Genomic DNA, 20,003 nt, shown 5'->3' with positions numbered 1-20,003 from the left:
CTCTTAAAAAAGACATTTCCATTGTAGTTTCTTTTTTAATGAAATAATCACAGGATTCATAGTGATGAAAATATGAGATAGGATATAGAGTACGCGTTATATTTTAATAAATCACATGTTGGGACGAAAAATCATTTCGCTCCTTTTAACACAATGATAATTATTACACTATTAATATCTTTTCACAAAAAATAATCGGAAACATACAACCACCTTCGTAATTCTATATACCACTGTTCTTTAAATATATAATTTGTAATTTCATGTTTTTGGAAATACTTAGCACAACATTATAAGAGTGGTATAATTACTATGAATCGTTAGTATTTGAGGAGGAAAACATTATGACAGAAAAAGACTATATCACACTTACTATGTCAGCAATAGCTATAATAATATCTATAATAAGTTTAATTAATTCAATTACTGCTTCAAGAAAGAATAATACAAAATTAAATATTGTACAGACTGAGATTGAAAGTGATTTCCTTTCAGGTGATTATGAAAATAGAGTTTTGATAAACAGTGAGCAATCGTCCGACTTGTGGAATACAGAATTAGGATTATATATCCTAGTGATTTCACTAAATATCACCAATAAAAGTCATGCTGCAATCAGTATTACGGATATATTATTTAATGGCGTACGACTTAAACCTACCTTTTTTGTTGATGATAAATTGAAAAGTGATTTAATTGAGGAGGGAAAATCGAGTATTCAATATCACTATATGATGAATCCTAAAAGACTTAAAGAGAAATTATTGCAAGGTAGAACTTTGAAACCGGCAAGCCTTAGTACAATTGAATTAAATAAAATCAAGTTGGTTTATCCTGGATTAAGAATAGAGAGTAAATCAAACCACGTAGGAACAATAATTGTTAACTGTAATAAAAATGTATACCAGTGGATTAATGAAGGTGCTAATACACTAACTATATCTACACCGGACAAGAAGTATGACATTGGAGTTAATATTGAGAGGACATATATTTCTAACAATCAATAAAAAACTCTATTTGCAAGCTCGCTAATTAGACGGATAAGTTCGATTTTCGCGAATTGCAACTAAAGTATAATTCAAATATAAAAATATTATCAAAAAATAATATTCAAAGAGAATACCTTTCATTATCGCCTCAAAACACCTTTTTTATAAGAACAACCCTTAACCACCATGGGCAGAGGGTCATTTAAATTTATTCCATTATTCCCGCCCAATCGTAGCAGGTCATATGTTTATTATCAAGAAAAATCGCTATATCCTTGATAATATTAAGTTCTTCGCCTACTACATTATCGAGAATCGTTTTTATTTCCCTTTTTTTCGATTACATATAAAAAGTTGCGTTATAGATGCAATAACGGTAAAATCCGAACTGAATCCTTCTTTCTGACACTACCTTTAACATGACTTAAAATGCCTTCAATTAAAGATTAGAAATTCTTATATTTCAGTGGAATATTGAATATTTACGAACTTGGTTCATTGATTATCAAATAAAATAATTTCTTATGCAACATTAATTTTTGGTTTGGCAAATAAAAAAACATATATTAAATAAGAAGAAAGTCCATAAAAATTAAAATACTACTTTTCTATTTTCTTAAATAATTGTCTTAAACCATCTATAGCAATAAATGTTACTAACACTTCTTTTAAAACTAAAAATGTAGTCGGCTCTATAAAGTTAGAGATATTAAGTTTAGAAAATTCTACAAAATTATAAATAATATAAACACTTATCATAACTATGTACATGATTGCTATGTTTTTTGACTGTTTTATTAGCTTACTTTCACTATTATTACCATAATACTTTTTAATAAATTTCCAAATAACTTCCCCAAAATAAGCAAATAATACTACACTTAATAATACCCCTAAATATAAAGCCCCTAAATAATACTTCTCTGAAACATTTGCCATTATTACAGAAGGCAATAATCCAAAAGTAACTACCAAAAAGACGGTAATCTGCATAAAAACAACAAATGAATAAAAAAGAACTTTTAATAATTTAACTGGTAAACCAAATGTATTTTCAAATATGCGTATAAATAATGTACGTTCTTTTAAAAAAAATTTTAATACTTTTAACACCCCAGTATATATTAAACAATATATCCAAACACTTAATACAAGTCTTTCAAAAGGTGTTGTAAACGCTGAAAATAAAAAGATTAATACTAATGCAAAAATAATATAATAATACCACTCAAATTCTTCTGTTTCTTTTTTCATATCTTAATTTTTCTCCTACTATCAAATTTTTTAAACCAATTCATCAAAGTAATAACTTTATTAAAAGAATGAAATGCTCTTAATACTGTTTTCAATCGCTTCTTCTGTAATACCAATATAACGCAATGTAGTCTTTTGTGAGGAGTGATTAAATATCTCCATCAACGTTGCTACATCTTTAGTTGCTTGATAGTACGTGTAGCCGAACGTTTTCCGCATTGTATGTGTGCCGATTGAATGGTTGCCTATCATATCGCCAGCTTTAGCAATAATACGATAAGCCTGTGTCGTAGTGATAGGGCTACCACCTTTGCGACTAGGGAACAAATAAATAGCATTGGCTGGCAGTGTTTCAATATAATCTGCAATATCAGCCATTAAGTTGTTTAAATAAACAGTTCTTTCCTTCTTCGTTTTACCTTCACGAATCTTGAATGAAGATTTGCCTTTCACTTGTTCCACTTTCAAAGCCACTAAGTCGCCACAGCGCAACCCTGTTGAAACACCTAATTTAAATAATAGCTGGTCACGTAATCCATTTTGTGACATTCCTAACGCTTCGATTAATTCATTAATTTCTCGTTTATTTTTTATGGGTTGTACATCAATTAACATGCCTTTCTTTTCATTCAAATTAGCCATTATTTTACCACCTCTATTATGTATGCTATTTTAAACATTTTAATATTACCATACATTCAATGGAGTATCAATATAAGAATGGCTTCATATCAACATTTCGTATGTATGCTAATTCCAAAAAGCATACATTCAATTACAATACTTCATCTCATCAATAAATAATTTGTACAAACAAAAAACCTCTATGATATTCACAGAGATTTTTACAATTGTTTTTATGGAGTGTCTGAAAACTCGTTCTACTTATGACGTAATCAATAAATAAGAAATTATTGAGGTATACACAAATGTCTCTAGGTTACTATAAACTATTAGATGGATAACAGGAACAAACAACAAGCCCCTCACATCTGTTTTGATAGTTATTCATAAATTAAACTCTCAAATAAATCATCTACATAGTCATCTTCATTACTTAAATTTTTATTATAAGCTCTCTGATGTTCATAATCATAATCAGGCTCACTTTCAGATGCTTGTAAAATTTCATCATATAATTCGCAGATTACGCTTACTTCCATAACCACACTTACATCAAATATCTCACCAAATTTTTCTACTACATCAACTACTTCTTCGAAATCATAATGGTCTTCTAAATTAGAATTTATATCATCAACTAAATTTTCCAACACCCTTTGCTTATCAACCTCACCAAAGACTTCTTTTAATTCTTCTTGATAAAAATCATACAATTTAATAAGATTTACAACTTCATCATAATCTCCTGTATAATCAATCAAAATTGTTAGTGTTTCCATAATATCCAACTCTTGAGTGAGGATATCTTTATATTTAATTAATAGGTCAACAAATGCTCTTGAATTATGAACACTATAATCATCGTAAGCTTTTATCAATACTTCTTTAGCTATCCCTACTCCAAAATCAACAAATTTATCCAATTTATTAATAGCTTTAATTTTTCCAGATACACTTTGGCAGTCTTCAAACTCGTCTAATCTTTTAATCATCATATCTATATATTCTTTTTTTAAATCTTTAGGAATTAAAAGCTTTCCTTGAACATTTGAAAACGAAAATATTTCAAACATGGGGTGGAAAAATTTGGTTGATTCCCATAGTGTAATAATATCTGACCTGTTATCACTATTATATTGAATTAAAAAGTCTACAATTGATGGATTTAAAAATCTAATTAACTCTGTACCAAAAAGCAACTCTTCATCAATTCGAATAAAAGATTTTTCTAACTCCTTTATTCCTTGTTTAAGGGCTATACTTTCAAAGGGTCTACCAAGATATAAGTTTAATGCATTAAAGTTATTCTCTAAATTGGTTAAAAGTACACCTCTATCTCCCATAATCATCAACAACTTCAAAATCCATCTTGAATAATTGTTTATTTGGTTTTCGAATATATGCCCCCAAGTATGATAAGGATAATCCATTTCTCTGATAAACATCTCAGGATAATCTTTAATAACAATGTCATTATAATTCAATTCGCTAGTCATTCTGCTAATTAAACGAGGACTATAATTAGAATGTTCTATTATCTTCTTATATGTTCTTTCTTTCACTATAATTTCAATAAATTCCTCTGGTAAATTGGAGAAATATAAATGATTATAAAGAATTTTAGCTCTTACATTTATCGTATAATTTTCCACATTTAAAATAAATTTATTAATGTCTATTTTTTGATCATCAAGTACTTCGTAATTAATTCTTGCCTGATTTAATATATATTCCCTAGTGGTCATAATAAAAATTTTATCCTTAGATTTCATAATTTTAGTTATAAAATTAATAATCCTTCTATCTTCATTTTTTGATAATTTATCGTTCAAAAAATTTCTTCCTAAAAAATCATCATAGTAAAATACTTGTTTCATTTCAGGATTATATAATTGCTCTCCCTCATTAATATCATCTGATATTTCAATAAATTCATAACCTTGCGCTGAATATTCCAAATATAACATATCTGCAAGTGTCGTTTTACCGACACCTGGTCCACCAGATAATACAATCACCTTATTTTTTTCTAAATGTTTTAATGCTATATCAAAGCTTTCATTCAGAACATATAAACTAACTTTTTCCTTTATTTGTTCCTCAGTAAATTTTGAACGATTAAAAACATCACTATGTAAAATAGTACTTAATACATTCGTACTAGCTAACCATAATTTATAATGTTTACGTTCAATACTATGATGATTTTTTAAAATTGTTTGTAATTCATCTTTACCATATATATCTCCAGTGCTTTTAATAAATCCCTCAAATAATTTTTTTATAGAATCCTTTTCATTTGGATTTAAAGGAACTGACGTTGTTAATATATATCTATCTGGATTTAATTTTTTTACTTTCGCTACTTCCTTTTTTAATGTACTAATTAAACTAGCATAATCTTTATACCTTTTACATTGGACTATTAAAACATCATCGTCTGAAGGTGCGTGCCTTAAGTCAATACCACCATCTTTTCCTGTCTTAAAGTTTTCTAATTTGATACCTAATTCAATTTCTAATATATCCTTACAAAACAACTCAAATTCATCTGAAGAAAGGACTAAAAAATCATATTCACTCATTCTATATTCACCCTTTAAATTTGCATATCATGTACAATTCTGGCATTTCTATAAAAAAACTTTATTTCTGAATCTTATAAAGTCTAAAAGCTGATAATATCTAAAAACAATTGAATTATGTCTAAGGAATAAGAAAATTTCAAAAAAATACACCCACCTATTAATCTTATCCCCATTTTACTACAATTGTTATATAAAACAAAAAGCGAATGGAACTTTATTCATTCCATTCACTTTCCCTATTCCCCTGTATCTTCAAAGATGCTTCTTAAATATTTTTGCCGCTCTTCACTTAAACTATTAAAAATTGCTTTATTAAAATATTCCTTAATTTCTTCTACTGTACAAATACCTTCTACCTCATCAGTAAAAATCCCCTCATCAATTTCACATTCTTTAAATACCAAGACAATAAAACCTTCTATCTCTACGGCTCTTTCAAGTGCAATTTGTGCAAATAAAAAATTTTTTCTAATGCCACTTTTTCTTCCGCTACATTTTGATAATACGCTGCTAAAGATACCTAAAAACCACGCTCTATAAACGCCTCATAGTCACATGAAAAACCTTCTAAATCAATCTCATTGCTGCTCACCCCAAGCAATTCATTGAATTCCTCAATAAAAATGCCCTCTTCCTGTTCTTGACCTTTATTCGCAAAATCTACTTGAATAACTTTACTTTTATCGTTTTTCATAAAATAGCTCCTTCATATTTAATTATGCTTATCCCATTAAATCCTTTAAATTGACCACATTGCCATTCGTATGACCTTGCTCTACTTTATTTTCTATAACATCCCTCCAACTCGCCTTTAATCACACCAAAGCATTGTTGTACACGCTTCGATTTGCCATTCTTCTTAATGGGCTTCTTCATTGGTACGCCTATGTTTGAAAGAAAAATATAATCATTCTTTTCTCTATGTTCTTTCCTAACATCATCATTTATTGAAATTAGCTCTCTTAATAAAGTACACATTTCATCATCTAAAGGGAGAACCAATGGTCTATGCGATTTCATTATCTCTCCCTGTAACTTCAAAAGCATATTTTCAAAATCAATATTCTGTTCTCTTAGAGCTCCCAATGTTTTAATTCGAATACCTGTTTTGTATAAAAGTAAAATCGCTATACTATCACGTAATCCCGAGTACGTTGATTTATCCAAAAGTGATAACAAGAGTGCCAGTTCACTTTCCGTAGTAGCTTCCTTAACGCTTGTATTTACTTTTATTTTGATGTTTGTCCAAAACTTCGAGTTATACCAACCATTATCGTGACACTTGCTTAAAACGGCTTTAATTTGCTTTAAACGACCATGTAGAGATGTGTCCTTTGCATTTTTGAAACTTGATAAATATTGATAAATTTTTTCATTGTTGATTTCATGGAGATATTCAACTTTAGTAACTTCAACAAATCGCTTAAAATTATAGTTGTAACTATCAATTGTCCTTGGTCTTAATCCGTTTAGTCGCCATTGTTGATTTAAAATTTGTATGGCGTGTTTAATTGTTATATTTCTGGTGTCCAATTCATCAAACGTATCCATTTTAACTATTGAGTTATTGATTTTTGTCACCATTTCTTTCTTTGGTTCTTTTTCAGTTTTGATAGTCAATAAGTTTAAATCAATGTTTGTATTAACTTTATTAAATGATTTTGACAAATAAAAAACCCCCTAACATTTTTTGTTAGAAGGTAAAAGTTACATCGGAAAAATAGATGATTTTTTTATTGAGTTCTATTCGTAGTTATTTTCGCTACGCTTAATCTATTCGAAATTAAACTAAATCTTCACCGAAGAATAAGCCAATTTCACGCTCTGCAGATGCAAGAGAGTCTGAACCGTGGATGATGTTGTGAGAAACAGTTGTTGCGTAGTCACCACGGATTGTACCTGGGTTAGATTCTTCAGGTTTAGTTGCACCCATCATTGTACGAGCAAGCTTGATTACGTTCTCGCCTTCCCATACCATAGCGAATACAGGACCAGAAGTGATGAAATCAACTAATTCACCAAAGAATGGACGCTCAGCATGCTCAGCATAGTGCTTTTCTGCTAATTCTTTAGGAATTACCATTAATTTAGCACCTTTCATTACAAAACCGCGACGTTCGAAACGGTCAACGATGTCTCCAATTACTTGACGTTCAACGCCGTCAGGCTTAACCATTAAAAAAGTTTGTTCAATTGCCATGTTTAAAACACTCCTTAAATTCGTCTAACAGGTTTTACACCTACCGATAAATATTAACAAAAAATGAGCCTTTATACAACAAAAAGCTAGAATTTGCGCTTACCCATGAACAATGCTACATCACGCAGTTTTTTCTTTACGGGATGTTTTGGTAAAGCATCAATTTCCTGTAAGGCCTTTTTCAAATATTTATCACTCATACGATTAGCTTGCTCAATTGCATGAGATTTACGCACATATTGCAACATATTTTGACGTTCCGGTTCTGTTAATGTGCCTGCAAATACTTTGACTAAGTATGGCTGCATCTCTGGCTCATCTTTCAGCAATAGAATCGGTAATGTAATATTGCCCTGCAATAAATCACTACCTGCAGGCTTCCCTAGCTCCTTATCTGTTGCCATGATATCTAACACATCATCGATAATTTGGAAGCTCATGCCTACAAAGTAGCCGAAGCGTTTTAAATGTCGCACTGTTTTAGCATCAACACCTGCCGCTACAGCCCCTAGCTCACAGCTTGAGGAAATAAGTAATGCTGTTTTGCGTTTGATTCTTCTAAAATAATCTTTTAAGCCTTGATCTAATCTAAATTTATCTTCAATTTGAATGACTTCACCGTTACAAATCTCTACCATGGTACGGGCTAAAATTTGATGAACAAGCGGGTCTTCCAGCTTTGTAATATATTCTAGTGCACGTGCAAAAATAAAATCGCCCGTGTACATTGCTACTCTGTTATTCCATTGTGATTTGACAGTCGGGCGTCCTCTTCGCATATTGGAATCATCAATGACATCATCATGCACAAGTGATGCCATATGAATGAGTTCTAAAGGCACTGCTACATCCTTCATCTTCTCAATGTCATAATCGCCAAATTTTGCACCTAGTAACACAAAAATTGGTCGTATCCGTTTGCCACCAGCTTGTAATAAATGGAGAGAAGCATCGTTGATCAAATATGAAGACGAGTCCACCGCTTTTTCTAACTCTCGTTCAATGATATCGATATCTGATTTCAAATCGGAATAGAGTAGTTTTAACTTCATCTTTTCCACGTGTGAAAACCTTCCCCCATTAACGTACCTTTTTAAAGCCCATATGCATTGCCGCAGCCCCGCCACTGTATGCTTTGTACGTTACTTTTTCTAATCCTGCCTGCTCAAACAATGCCGCTAACTTCTTCATACCTGGGAAATCATTCGCAGATTCCTGAAGCCAAGAATATTCCTTATAGCTTTTCGCAAATATTTTACCAAATATCGGCATTATATATTTAAAATAAAAACGGAACAGTTGACGATAACCAGGAATTTCAGATTGAGATGTTTCTAAACATACCACCATACCACCTGGTTTTACGACACGATGCATTTCCTTCAAGACTTGTAAATAATCAGGTACATTGCGAAGACCAAAGCCAATCGTCACATAATCAAACGTATCATCTGGAAAAGGTAACTCCATCGCGTTTCCATGAATTAGTTCTATTTGCGGGTATGACTGCACCTTTTGTTCGCCAACTTTCAGCATGTTTTGACTAAAGTCGAGACCTTTAACTTCTCCACTTTCACCTACTGCTTCTGCCAAAGCGATTGTCCAGTCTGCCGTGCCACAGCATACATCCAGCGCTTTTGTTCCAGGTTTTACAGCCATATGCTTCATCGTATCGTTACGCCAGCCAACATGCATCTGGAAACTAATTACACCATTCATTTTGTCGTAGTTGTCCGAAATACTCTCAAATACTTCGTGAACGTGTTCTTCTTTCGTTTTAGCCATTTTGAAAAACCTCTCTTATCCGTTAGTAGAAGCAATGGATGCCTCTACGTGTGCATGTAAAGCTTGTTTGATATCACTTTGTAAAAAAGTTGAATGATTGATGATCTGTGATAGCTCTGTTTTTAAATGCACAATTTTTTCCTGGATGACGCTATTAAAGGTTGCGCCATTTTGTCTGACACTTGCTTCAAGTGCCTTACCCATTAAAGACATTTGCCCACGCTGATAAGCCGCCCATTCTCTTTCTAAACGCAAGATTAATAAGCTTTTTTCTATAAGCGGTATATAGTCACTGAAAGAATAAAGACCGAAAAATTGAGCAATTAATCCCGCTTCAATATTACACAACGACGCATACCATTGCTCGATTGTTCGTTGCTCTGCTTCATAAACTTTAATCTGGTGTTCACAACGAGCCACTATACCTTGTGACAAATTTCGGATCAATGCGACATTTCCTGACATCGCTAATATTTCATAATAACGACCACTATAAAAATCTCCAGCTAAAACGGTAAGCTGCTGTTCTTTTGATGTTGCATCTATTTCTTTTATATGATCGTGAGCCGCTAATGCTGCGTATACAATGCCAACAGTAATTGCAGCCTCTTGTTGCTCTTGTTGCCACTCTTCACCATTCAAAAAAGGGATTAACAAATAAAACAATTGATTTTCATCTATCACAGGAACTCCTGTGTATTTTTGCAAAGTTCTATGACGAACATCCATGAAAATCTCTGTTTTTAACTGTGCAATTGAATTTTGAATGTATGTTGCATTCATAGACCTTACTCCATTTCACTTTCAGATACGCTAGTCCTATCTAAGACCTAACGCTTGCTTACTGAGTCATTATAGCATATGCAACGATGTGGAATAAAAAAAATTTGCTTTCTTCATAGGACAGGCAGTAAAGCATTCCCATTATTTGATGCGGGAATACTAACTGCCCAGAAACCTCTTACTCAGTTTTTCACAATGATTGTTTTTCTATGTGCCTGTCATACTTAAAACAGGGCAAAACCTATCGAAAGAACTCTTTATTATTTTTTTGCTTCGCTATTGATCACACCATGTGCTGTATGAATTTGTGCTTTACCACGTATTTTCATGGCAGATGTGTGTTCTGTAAATTGAGCAATCATTACTTCGCCGGCATCTAGCTTTTCTGAATGATGGAATTTAGTATCTGTTCCACGAGTTAAACCAATGACATGGACACCATCTTCTTCTGCTTGAATAACAATATAATCTTGTGACATCTTTGTACACTCCTTAAATCCGACAAATTCTTAGTACATCATAACATAATTAGACATGCAATTTAAGACATTTGAATAAATGACAGTACTTCTCTTCGTTTCACTTCATCTTCTTCGTAAATACCACGAGCAACAGATGTTACCGTTTTGGAACCCGGTTTTTTTAGTCCTCGCATTGTCATGCACATATGCTCAGCCTCAATGACCACATAAACGCCTTTTGGTGCAAGCATCTCCATAATTGTTTCCGCTACTGAAGAGGTAATACGCTCTTGCAATTGCGGTCTGCGGGCAATCGTTTCCACTGCTCGTCCAAGTTTACTAAGGCCAGCTACAACGCCGTCATTTGGTATGTATGCGACATGTGCTTTGCCATAGAAAGGTACTAGATGATGCTCACACATCGAATAAAAAGGAATATCTTTGACAAGCACTAATTCTTCATGATCCTCATGAAACACCGTTTTAAAATAATCTTTTGCATCCTCATGCAAGCCGCTAAACATCTCAGCATACATTTTTGCTACACGTTTTGGTGTATCCAATAAACCTTCGCGATTTACGTCTTCACCTACCGCCTCTAAAATCATTTTTACTGCTTCTTCTATTTTTAATAAATCAATATTCGACATTCGAAAAAACCTCCTGCGTATCAAAACATTACACATTTCCCTATGCATCGTAGCATATCCAAAAGGGAAGCGCAAAATGACTTACCTGATTCATTAGAAATTCATTTCTAGCTCAGCAAATTCCCGTATTAATGTTATGTAAAATGAATTTTAACGTTAACAAAAAGAGCAGCCTTCATGTTCGTTAACATGAAGACTGCTCTATGTAACTACTAGACGTGTATTATTTTACCGCGTCTTTAAGCGCTTTACCTGGTTTGAAAGCAGGCACCTTGCTAGCAGCGATTTCGATTTCTTTACCAGTTTGTGGGTTACGACCTTTACGAGCCGCACGTTCACGTACTTCAAAGTTACCAAAACCAATTAATTGTACTTTGTCACCCTTTGCAAGAGCATCTTGAATTGTATCAAATACAGCTTCAACTGCTTTAGAAGCGTCTTTTTTAGAAAGACCTGCAGCTTCAGCAACAGAGTTTACTAATTCTGTTTTATTCACACCATTCACCTCCTCTCAAAGGGTCATGAACCAATTCTGTAAAAAGAGTAACACATAGAAAACCGCTACGCAACTGTATTCATACATGATTATAACCAAAAAATCAGTTTTTCACCCAAAAAACAAAAATAAAAGGACTTTTCGCATAAAAACGAAAAGCCCTTCATCTATTTTTCGTACTTTTTTTTGATTTTTATCACTATAAAATAAATGTCACTAAACCTCGATCACCTTCGTTGACCATACGTTCAATCGTTTGACGCATACGTTTTTTAGCAGTAGATGGAACTGCATCCATTTTGTAGCGTATTCCTTCTTTTAATACTTCGTGTAGTGGCGTTCCAAAAAGCTGTGTATTCCATAATGCATCACGATCATGTAAATAAGCATGATTTAAATCTTTTAGCAGTTGCTGACTATGGAATTCCGAACCGATTAACGGTGCAAACTCAGATTCCATATCTACACGGATAATATGGTAAGATGGCGCCTTTGCTTTCATTCGTACACCAAAGAAATTATTTTGCTTAATGAGCTCTGGTGCTGTTGGCTCAAATTCTTGCATCATCGGCAATGTCACACCATAACCTGACGTATCAGCATCATGAATCGCACTTTTGAAGCGTTTTTGGGCTTCTTTTGCCTCTGCCGCCTCTTTAATAAAGAGCAGCCAATCCTTTTTCGTTTCAATCGGCTCTTCTAGCCATTCATTACAAACCGATTTGTACAATTCGCCCTGTAGGGATACACGAATTACCGCCGTTCCCACACCAGCATCTACATGAACGACTTCACTTTGATCGATAAAATCAATGGCTTTAAAGGCATCTGACGCCTGTTGCACATCCCGAATTTTCATTACAGAAGAGAGTACTTCCTCCATGGAATCAATCAAGGCAACATTTAATGGGTGTGTAGCATCTAAAACGTCCAGCCAATCTGGTTTTTCCACCTCAATTGTACGGATAGGAAACTCAAATAACGCCTCTTGTAAAATATATTGAATATCCGTTTCCCTCATTTGGTCAATCGCCATGGCAATAACAGGCACATTGTAACGTTCAAACAATTCATTGCGAAGCTGAACCGTTTCCTCTCTCGCTGGCATTTGGCAATTCAGAAGGATGACAAAAGGCTTGCCGATTTCTTTTAACTGTTCAACAATTTCCTCTTCTGCCTTCTCTGCGGCACGGCGACTGATTCCGTTAACGGTACCATCAGTCGTAACAACAATACCGATATTCGCATGGTCACGAATCACCTTATCTGTGCCAATTTTAGCGGCTTCCTGAAATGGAATTGGCTCTGTATGCCAAGGCGTATGAACATATTTAGGACCGTTTTCATCTTCATAGCCCTTTGTCCCATCAATAATATAACCAACACAATCTGCTAAACGAATTTGGAATGGCATCTCATCTTCGCCGACCACAATACGGGTTGCTTGAGCAGGCACAAACTTCGGCTCAGCAGTCATAATGACAGGCCCCGGAGAACTTTGTGGCAACTCATCTTGTGCTCGCATTCTTTCTGTTTCATCCACAATATTTGGTAACACGACTGATTCCATTACCTTTTTTACAAATGTTGATTTACCTACACGTACTGGACCGACAACACCAATATAAACATCGCCATTTGTGCGCTCTGCAATTTCTCTAAATACTGCTTCACTCAAGGTTTCTGCCTCCTTTATCTACGCTTTTTCACTATATGCAAGCTTGTAGACAAATATGAAAAAGCCCCTCACAAATGTAAGGAGCTTTGTTTCTTATTCTTCTTTTTTCTCAGCGGCTTCTGCCTCTTGTTTTTGTCGTTCTTTCGCCTTTTGGACATCTACACTATACGTTTCCATATCATAAATTGGCTCACCATTATCATCCACTGTATAGGGAACAGAATAAGCAGGCACTACAGGATATTTGTCGACAAGTAACTGACGAATATCATCACCAGGTTTGACATCAGGCTTGTCTTCTTTTAAAAGTTGTCCTAAATCCACAGAATAATCCACATGCAATTCACCGTCACCTGTCATAAAGAGCGGTAATTCGACGCCAGAATAAGGACTTTTCACTGTCACATCTGTTTTATAGCCCAAATCTTTATAATTAATTTGATAAACATTATCGGACATTGAACCTTTGATTGGCAAATACTGTGTAGATAGTTTACGAATACCTATTTCACGTATACGCTCAGCCGCATTTAAATCTACTAATTTGACCGTCGCTTGATCTTCAGGATCCCAAATAATATATTGATATATACCGCCTTTTTCATAGGCATTACCAGGAATTGTCGTCAAATACTTCGGCATAAGCTTTTCAAAGTCGATTAAGTATTTGATATAAATGTCTGTATCAAGTTCACTATTTTTAATTGGTACTAGCCCACCAGTTGCTTCGCGGTATTCATTCACGGCACGTTGAACTGCAGCTAGCTGGTCGACATCAGGCGTGACCTTTGCCCTTTTTTCGTCTTCTGGGTACGCACACCCTACTAACAGTATGGCAGTTGCAAATACCAACAGAAAAGCACTTAGTTTTTTCATGTTACTGAACACCTCATTAATTTTTTATGCTGGCCATGTGGCAACTATTAGTACCATTAAAAATGTGCCAAGTCCAAACAGTATGTATGCACATAAATTTACGATTGTTCGTAAAAATACATTTGAAATCTTATTCCGAGCTAAATAAATTAAGCCGACTGATATTATCATAAAGCCTATACAATAAAACGACACCCACATTACATCCAGTGCAGGCATATGAGCTAACGGGCCCATTTCAAATAACCACCTTTCGTTCAATGTCAAGAAACAATCAAAGTATATTATACTATGTGCCTTCGCTAAAAAGAAATAGTTGTCCCATAACTATCAAGAAATGGACAACTCTTTTACAGTGCTTGCACTATTCAACTAATAGCACACAATAAGGCGTCTCAACAGATTCGTTGAGACACCTTATTTATGTCCGTTTTATGACAGATTTAATCAAAAAATTAATATTAATGCTTCATATCATCTATTTCTCGTTTTTTCATACGCATCATTAATGCGTCAACCGCCACTTTCGGTTCAACATCATTAAATAGAACACTATAAAGCTCTGTGGAAATCGGCATAGCCACACCATACTTTTCTGCTAATTGATAGGCTGCCTTTGTGGTACGTACACCTTCTACAACCATGCCCATTTGATCTAACACTTCTTGTAGCTTCATCCCTTGCCCTAGCATATTCCCAGCTCGCCAGTTTCGGGAGTGAACGCTTGTACAGGTTACAATTAAATCTCCCATGCCTGTAAGCCCTGAGAAGGTAAATGGATTACCGCCCATTTTTACACCTAAACGTGTAATCTCCGCAAGTCCTCGTGTAATAAGTGCTGCTTTCGCGTTATCACCATAATTCAAGCCATCTGTAATACCTGCAGCTAATGCAATGACATTTTTCAGTGCCCCACCAATTTCTACACCGATCACATCATCGTTTGTGTAAACACGGAAAAATTGATTCATAAATAAATCCTGAACTTTTTCAGCAGCGTCTATGTTAGCACAAGCAGCAGTAACCGTTGTCGGGTGGTGCAGCACAACTTCCTCGGCATGACTTGGTCCGGAAAGAACGACAATTTCTTCCACATTTTCAGCTGGCAAACTTTCCGCTAAAATTTCAGAAATTCGTTTTAATGAATCTGGCTCAATCCCTTTAGAAACATGGACAAATAACACTTTTCTAGCTAGTTTAGCCGTTAATTTCTCACAAACTTCTCGAATAGCTTTCGTAGGAACAGCCACAACAATAGTCTCTGCATGCGTAGCTGCCATTGCTATATCACTCGTCGCATGTAAATTTGCAGGCAGAACGGTCTCTGGTAAATATTTTTTATTCGTATGCAGATGGTTGATTTCTTCTGCCTGATTAGCTCTATGTGTCCATACAAGCGTATCATGTCCATTTTCCGCTAGTACCATCGCCAGTGCAGTACCCCATGAGCCTGCCCCTAACACACAAACTTTTTCCATAAAAAATCCTCCCTTTGTTGGGTTGTCTATAATAATTTCTGTTCTTGTAAAAAGACGCCACCCAACAAATATGTCGGGTTGGCGTATTGTATGTGTATAGCTAGTACCTTAAGCACGAGCACGTGTAATTAAACGAATTGGCGTTCCTTCAAAGTCAAATGTTTCACGAATTCGATTTTCTAAGAAACGTTCGTATGAGAAATGCATCAGCTCAGGCTCATTCACGAACACAACAAATGTCGGTGGCTTAATCGCAACCTGAGTAGCATAGTAAATACGTAAACGACGACCTTTATCCGTCGGCGCGGGATTACGTGCCACGGAATCCTCAATCACTTCATTTAAGATAGAAGATTGAATACGCATCGCATGATTTTCACTTACACGTTGAATAATCGGTAAAATTTGATGCACACGCTGCTTTGTATTAGCCGATACAAAAATAATCGGGGCATAATCTAAAAATAGGAAATGCTCACGAATTTGCTGTGTAAAGACATTCATCGTTTTTTCGTCTTTTTCAATGGCATCCCATTTATTCACTACGATCACAACAGCTTTTCCAGCCTCATGTGCATAGCCTGCAATTTTTTTATCCTGCTCCTGAATACCCTCTTCTGCATTCATTACCACTAAAACAACGTCTGAGCGTTCAATGGCACGTAGCGCACGTAAAACCGAGTATTTCTCAGTGGTTTCATAGATTTTCCCTTTTTTACGCATGCCGGCTGTATCAATAATGACATATTCCTGATCGTCATACTCATATGGCGTATCAATAGCATCACGTGTTGTCCCCGCAATATTACTAACGATAACGCGTTCTTGCCCTAAGAAAGCATTTACTAATGAAGATTTCCCAACATTCGGACGACCAATTAAAGAGAATTTAATCACATCATCTCCATATTGTTCTTCATCTTCTTTCGGGAAATGCTTTGCACATTCGTCTAATAAATCCCCTAAACCTAAGCCATGCGAACCAGAAATCGGCCAAGGCTCTCCGAAGCCAAGTGCATAAAAATCATAAATCATTTCACGCATATCAGGATTATCAATTTTATTGACTGCTAATACGACTGGTTTTTTTGTTTTGTATAAAATTTTAGCAACTTGCTCATCTGCTGCCGTTACCCCTTCACGACCATTAGTCATAAAAATAATAACGTCCGCTTCATCAATGGCGATTTCAGCTTGTTGACGAATTTGCTCTAAAAACGGCTCGTCTCCAATTTCAATCCCACCTGTATCAATAATATTAAAATCGTGTGTTAACCACTCTGCCGAACTATAAATACGATCACGCGTTACGCCTGGGATATCCTCCACAATCGAAACACGCTCTCCAACGATACGATTAAAAATCGTCGACTTACCTACGTTCGGACGACCTACGATGGCTACTACTGGTTTCGTCATCTGTACTTCATCCTTCCAACTTCTTGTCTTTCGCTATTATACACGAAAAATGCCATTATATCATATCATATCCATAATGTAGAACGCTATGTATGGCAATAACGAGACGTTTGATGAATTTTATTTGATTCTATCCTCTGATTTTTGAGTTTTATCTTGCGATTTGAAGATTCTATCCTACGCTTTAAGCATTAGCCTTTGATTCGAGGGTTCTATCCATCGCTTTTTCTGTTCTATCCTTCGATTTAAGGATTCTATCCATCGCTTTATGTGCTAGCCCTCGATTCGAGGGTTCTATCCATCGCTTTTTCTGTTCTATCCTTCCATTTAAAGATTCTATCCACCTCTTTATAAGTTCTATCCTTCTATCTGAAGTTTTTATCCACCACTTTATGTGCTAGCCTTTGATTCGAGGGTTCTATCCACCGCTTTTTCTGTTCTATCCTTCCATTTAAAGATTCTATCCAACACTTTTTCTGTTCTATCCTTCCATTTGAAGTTTTTATCCGCCTCTTTATGAGTTAGCCTTCGATTTGAGGGTTCTATCCACTGCTTTTTCAATTCTATCCCTCGATCTGAAAGTTCTATCCAACGCTTTTTCAATTCTATCCCTCAATCTAAGAATTCTTTCCACCGCTTTCAAAATACTATCCCGCAACCTGAAGATTCTATCTGCATCGTCAACATAAAAAAGCGAGGATACCTTTATGCATCCTCGCTCCATACATTATTATTTAAAGTTTTTTAGTTGATCGCCAATCACATCGCCAAATGAGAAACCTGTGTTTTCTTCAGGTAATTCATAGTCGATCACTTCTTCTGCTTCGGGATTTTCTAGTAATTCTTTAATGCTTAGCGCTAAGCGGCCTTCTTCAGCATTGACATCAAGCACTTTTACTTGTACTTCTTGTCCCTCTTTTAACGCTTCATGTGGCGTGTTAATATGCTTATGTGCGATTTGTGAAATATGCACTAAGCCTTCCACACCTGGGAATACTTCCACAAATGCACCAAATGAAGTAAGACGCTTCACTCGACCATCTAAAATAGTGCCTTTCGCTGCACGCTCTTCGATACTTGACCAAGGTCCTGGCATCGTTTCTTTGATGGATAATGAAATACGTTCATTTTCTGGGTCCACTGACAGAACTTTTACTTTAACGTCTTGTCCTTCAGCTAAAACCTCGCTCACATCATTCACATGCTCATGTGACACTTGTGAAATGTGTACAAGGCCATCAATACCGCCAAGGTCGATAAATGCGCCAAATGATGCTAAACGCTGTACTTTACCATCTAATACCTCGCCAGCTTTAATTTGATTGATGACATTTTTCTTTTGAGAAGCTTTTTCCGCTTCTACTACTGCACGGTGTGATAAGATAAGGCGATTTTTGTCCTTATCCAGCTCAACAATTTTGAAGCTTAATGTTTTGCCTTTATAGCCTTCAAAATCATCAACAAAGTAGTCTTCTACAAGGGATGCTGGTACAAAGCCACGTACACCTAAATCTACGACAAGACCACCTTTAACAATATCCTTTACTTCCGCTTCGAAAATTTCCTCTGCGGCAAATTGCTGCTCAAGTGTATCCCATGCTTTTAAAGCATCAACTTTACGTTTTGATAAGACAAAGTTCTCTTCTTCAACCTTTGTAATCATCAACTCTAATTCATCCCCTACAGAGATGACATCAGAAGCTTTCTCAATGTGTAAGCTTGATAATTCACTAATCGGTACAATTCCATCAAACGGTGCACCTGGAATTGACACAGATACTGCCTTTTCATCAACTTGCGCTGCAATACCTTTGACGATATCACCTTCGTTAAACGTTTGTTCTGCATAGTTCATTTCTTCAGACATATGTAACCCTCCTTCGCATCTTCCCTTACTATTTTATTCGATATTGAAGACAAAGACAAAAATAAATCCTTTAAATTCTAAAAATGTCTGAAATTTTAGGATTTATAGCATTTTTTCTTCTGCTAATTTTAAAATAGCTTGTGCTGCATCATCAATGGATAATGCTGTCGTATCTAAAAATAGGGCATCTTCCGCTTGAATCAGTGGCGATGCTTCACGCTCACTATCTTTTTTATCACGGAGCGCAATTTCTTCTTGAAGTTTTTCAAGAGAGGAGTCAATTCCTCTTTTTTGATTATCAATCAATCGACGTCTAGCACGTTCTTCTACTGTTGCAGACATAAAAATCTTGAGCTCTGCATGTTTTAATACATGTGTCGCAATATCACGACCATCCATGACCACTCCACCATTAGCTGCCAGCTTTTGCTGTTGCGCAACCAATAGCTCACGAACTTTCGCATGGGCAGCAACTTGAGAAACGGATGAAGTGACTTCATTTGAGCGTATTTCCGCTGTCACATCGTGACCATCTAAAAAGACTAGCTGTCCTTGTTGGGATGGTTTCAATTCGATTGTGCTAGCCGCTAGCATCTCTGCTAATTTTGCTTCATCATTTAAATGTATGTTTTGTTGCATCGCTTTATACGTAACTGCTCGATACATTGCACCTGTGTCAATATAAGTAAATCCAAGTGCTTCTGCAACAATTTTCGCGATTGTACTTTTACCAGCACCAGCCGGTCCGTCTATCGCAATTTGAATGTTTTTTTTCATATTCTTCCCTACTTTCTATCGCTTTTTATTGTACCATATAACCTAAAAAAAGCCCTCTGCTAGGAGAGGGCTAAA

Annotated in this window: 22 protein-coding genes; 1 reads left to right on the top strand and 21 read right to left on the bottom strand. The window is 35.3% G+C overall.

The genetic code is table 11. From position 1 onward, the window contains the following. Positions 1 to 344: 344 nt before the first annotated feature. Entirely contained in the window at positions 345 to 1,010 is a 666-nt protein-coding gene (locus tag MKY46_RS07360; protein WP_036117251.1) for a hypothetical protein, read from the top strand. Positions 1,011 to 1,592: 582 nt separating this feature from the next. Here MKY46_RS07360 and MKY46_RS07355 read toward each other — a convergent pair. The 21 genes from MKY46_RS07355 to cmk all read right to left on the bottom strand — a co-directional run bounded on the left by MKY46_RS07355 (position 1,593) and on the right by cmk (position 19,928). Next, a complete protein-coding gene (locus MKY46_RS07355; protein WP_036117249.1) occupies positions 1,593 to 2,246 on the bottom strand; it encodes a hypothetical protein in 654 nt (217 codons plus the stop codon). 60 nt (positions 2,247 to 2,306) lie between these two features. After that, complete coding sequence (locus MKY46_RS07350; RefSeq protein WP_340833889.1) at positions 2,307 to 2,888, bottom strand: tyrosine-type recombinase/integrase; 582 nt, start codon at positions 2,886 to 2,888, stop codon at positions 2,307 to 2,309. A 362-nt stretch (positions 2,889 to 3,250) separates the two neighbouring features. Next, entirely contained in the window at positions 3,251 to 5,455 is a 2,205-nt protein-coding gene (locus MKY46_RS07345) for an nSTAND3 domain-containing NTPase (RefSeq protein WP_051891563.1), read from the bottom strand. Between the two features lie 239 nt (positions 5,456 to 5,694). After that, the gene (locus MKY46_RS07340; RefSeq protein WP_155273169.1) at positions 5,695 to 5,862 is read right to left on the bottom strand and encodes a hypothetical protein; all 168 of its coding nucleotides are present in this window, start codon (positions 5,860 to 5,862) and stop codon (positions 5,695 to 5,697) included. 116 nt (positions 5,863 to 5,978) lie between these two features. Then, positions 5,979 to 6,152 (bottom strand): hypothetical protein, encoded by a 174-nt coding sequence (locus MKY46_RS07335; protein WP_155273168.1) that lies wholly within the window; start codon positions 6,150 to 6,152, stop codon positions 5,979 to 5,981. A gap of 86 nt (positions 6,153 to 6,238) precedes the next feature. Then, positions 6,239 to 7,126: a tyrosine-type recombinase/integrase gene (locus MKY46_RS07330; RefSeq protein ID WP_230593742.1), complete on the bottom strand. Its 888-nt coding sequence runs from the start codon at positions 7,124 to 7,126 to the stop codon at positions 6,239 to 6,241. A 115-nt stretch (positions 7,127 to 7,241) separates the two neighbouring features. Further along, entirely contained in the window at positions 7,242 to 7,658 is a 417-nt protein-coding gene (gene ndk / locus MKY46_RS07325) for a nucleoside-diphosphate kinase (protein ID WP_004232627.1), read from the bottom strand. Positions 7,659 to 7,744: 86 nt separating this feature from the next. Beyond that, positions 7,745 to 8,719: a heptaprenyl diphosphate synthase component II gene (hepT, locus tag MKY46_RS07320; RefSeq protein ID WP_036126761.1), complete on the bottom strand. Its 975-nt coding sequence runs from the start codon at positions 8,717 to 8,719 to the stop codon at positions 7,745 to 7,747. A 19-nt stretch (positions 8,720 to 8,738) separates the two neighbouring features. Then, positions 8,739 to 9,443 (bottom strand): demethylmenaquinone methyltransferase, encoded by a 705-nt coding sequence (locus tag MKY46_RS07315; RefSeq protein WP_036126763.1) that lies wholly within the window; start codon positions 9,441 to 9,443, stop codon positions 8,739 to 8,741. A gap of 15 nt (positions 9,444 to 9,458) precedes the next feature. Beyond that, a complete protein-coding gene (locus MKY46_RS07310) occupies positions 9,459 to 10,226 on the bottom strand; it encodes a heptaprenyl diphosphate synthase component 1 (protein WP_036126766.1) in 768 nt (255 codons plus the stop codon). A 260-nt stretch (positions 10,227 to 10,486) separates the two neighbouring features. Then, entirely contained in the window at positions 10,487 to 10,705 is a 219-nt protein-coding gene (mtrB, locus tag MKY46_RS07305) for a trp RNA-binding attenuation protein MtrB (protein WP_004232621.1), read from the bottom strand. A 62-nt stretch (positions 10,706 to 10,767) separates the two neighbouring features. Beyond that, complete coding sequence (gene folE / locus MKY46_RS07300) at positions 10,768 to 11,337, bottom strand: GTP cyclohydrolase I FolE (protein ID WP_036126769.1); 570 nt, start codon at positions 11,335 to 11,337, stop codon at positions 10,768 to 10,770. A 223-nt stretch (positions 11,338 to 11,560) separates the two neighbouring features. Beyond that, positions 11,561 to 11,833 (bottom strand): HU family DNA-binding protein, encoded by a 273-nt coding sequence (locus MKY46_RS07295; protein ID WP_004232618.1) that lies wholly within the window; start codon positions 11,831 to 11,833, stop codon positions 11,561 to 11,563. A 199-nt stretch (positions 11,834 to 12,032) separates the two neighbouring features. Next, positions 12,033 to 13,511 carry a stage IV sporulation protein A gene (gene spoIVA, locus MKY46_RS07290; RefSeq protein WP_036126772.1) on the bottom strand — a complete coding sequence of 493 codons (1,479 nt, stop codon included), beginning with the start codon at positions 13,509 to 13,511 and terminating at the stop codon, positions 12,033 to 12,035. Positions 13,512 to 13,604: 93 nt separating this feature from the next. Beyond that, positions 13,605 to 14,387, bottom strand: a complete 783-nt coding sequence (locus tag MKY46_RS07285; RefSeq protein WP_058844244.1) for a hypothetical protein — start codon at positions 14,385 to 14,387, stop codon at positions 13,605 to 13,607. A gap of 24 nt (positions 14,388 to 14,411) precedes the next feature. Continuing rightward, positions 14,412 to 14,624 carry a DUF2768 domain-containing protein gene (locus tag MKY46_RS07280; RefSeq protein WP_008180416.1) on the bottom strand — a complete coding sequence of 71 codons (213 nt, stop codon included), beginning with the start codon at positions 14,622 to 14,624 and terminating at the stop codon, positions 14,412 to 14,414. Between the two features lie 224 nt (positions 14,625 to 14,848). After that, complete coding sequence (locus tag MKY46_RS07275; protein WP_058844243.1) at positions 14,849 to 15,865, bottom strand: NAD(P)H-dependent glycerol-3-phosphate dehydrogenase; 1,017 nt, start codon at positions 15,863 to 15,865, stop codon at positions 14,849 to 14,851. 108 nt (positions 15,866 to 15,973) lie between these two features. After that, positions 15,974 to 17,284: a ribosome biogenesis GTPase Der gene (der, locus tag MKY46_RS07270; RefSeq protein WP_036126778.1), complete on the bottom strand. Its 1,311-nt coding sequence runs from the start codon at positions 17,282 to 17,284 to the stop codon at positions 15,974 to 15,976. Between the two features lie 390 nt (positions 17,285 to 17,674). Next, positions 17,675 to 17,887 (bottom strand): hypothetical protein, encoded by a 213-nt coding sequence (locus MKY46_RS07265; protein WP_058844242.1) that lies wholly within the window; start codon positions 17,885 to 17,887, stop codon positions 17,675 to 17,677. A gap of 127 nt (positions 17,888 to 18,014) precedes the next feature. Then, on the bottom strand, positions 18,015 to 19,151 hold the full coding sequence (gene rpsA, locus MKY46_RS07260) for a 30S ribosomal protein S1 (RefSeq protein ID WP_058844241.1): 1,137 nt from the start codon (positions 19,149 to 19,151) through the stop codon (positions 18,015 to 18,017). Positions 19,152 to 19,253: 102 nt separating this feature from the next. Next, positions 19,254 to 19,928, bottom strand: a complete 675-nt coding sequence (cmk, locus tag MKY46_RS07255) for a (d)CMP kinase (protein ID WP_036126782.1) — start codon at positions 19,926 to 19,928, stop codon at positions 19,254 to 19,256. Between the last annotated feature and the right edge of the window lie 75 nt (positions 19,929 to 20,003).

The organism is Lysinibacillus sp. FSL M8-0355 (assembly GCF_038008985.1).
Taxonomy (GTDB): Bacteria; Bacillota; Bacilli; order Bacillales_A; family Planococcaceae; genus Lysinibacillus; species Lysinibacillus fusiformis_D.
This window is presented reverse-complemented; position numbering and strand designations above follow the sequence as displayed.

Bases quoted from the DNA above. Each gene is read 5' to 3' on its own strand.
- MKY46_RS07360 (WP_036117251.1), top strand. From the start codon at position 345: ATGACAGAAAAAGACTATATCACACTTACTATGTCAGCAATAGCTATA.
- MKY46_RS07355 (WP_036117249.1), bottom strand. From the start codon at position 2,246: ATGAAAAAAGAAACAGAAGAATTTGAGTGGTATTATTATATTATTTTT.
- MKY46_RS07350 (WP_340833889.1), bottom strand. From the start codon at position 2,888: ATGGCTAATTTGAATGAAAAGAAAGGCATGTTAATTGATGTACAACCC.
- MKY46_RS07345 (WP_051891563.1), bottom strand. From the start codon at position 5,455: ATGAGTGAATATGATTTTTTAGTCCTTTCTTCAGATGAATTTGAGTTG.
- MKY46_RS07335 (WP_155273168.1), bottom strand. From the start codon at position 6,152: ATGAAAAACGATAAAAGTAAAGTTATTCAAGTAGATTTTGCGAATAAA.
- ndk (WP_004232627.1), bottom strand. From the start codon at position 7,658: ATGGCAATTGAACAAACTTTTTTAATGGTTAAGCCTGACGGCGTTGAA.
- MKY46_RS07315 (WP_036126763.1), bottom strand. From the start codon at position 9,443: ATGGCTAAAACGAAAGAAGAACACGTTCACGAAGTATTTGAGAGTATT.
- MKY46_RS07310 (WP_036126766.1), bottom strand. From the start codon at position 10,226: ATGAATGCAACATACATTCAAAATTCAATTGCACAGTTAAAAACAGAG.
- mtrB (WP_004232621.1), bottom strand. From the start codon at position 10,705: ATGTCACAAGATTATATTGTTATTCAAGCAGAAGAAGATGGTGTCCAT.
- folE (WP_036126769.1), bottom strand. From the start codon at position 11,337: ATGTCGAATATTGATTTATTAAAAATAGAAGAAGCAGTAAAAATGATT.
- MKY46_RS07285 (WP_058844244.1), bottom strand. From the start codon at position 14,387: ATGAAAAAACTAAGTGCTTTTCTGTTGGTATTTGCAACTGCCATACTG.
- MKY46_RS07280 (WP_008180416.1), bottom strand. From the start codon at position 14,624: ATGGGCCCGTTAGCTCATATGCCTGCACTGGATGTAATGTGGGTGTCG.
- MKY46_RS07275 (WP_058844243.1), bottom strand. From the start codon at position 15,865: ATGGAAAAAGTTTGTGTGTTAGGGGCAGGCTCATGGGGTACTGCACTG.
- der (WP_036126778.1), bottom strand. From the start codon at position 17,284: ATGACGAAACCAGTAGTAGCCATCGTAGGTCGTCCGAACGTAGGTAAG.
- rpsA (WP_058844241.1), bottom strand. From the start codon at position 19,151: ATGTCTGAAGAAATGAACTATGCAGAACAAACGTTTAACGAAGGTGAT.
- cmk (WP_036126782.1), bottom strand. From the start codon at position 19,928: ATGAAAAAAAACATTCAAATTGCGATAGACGGACCGGCTGGTGCTGGT.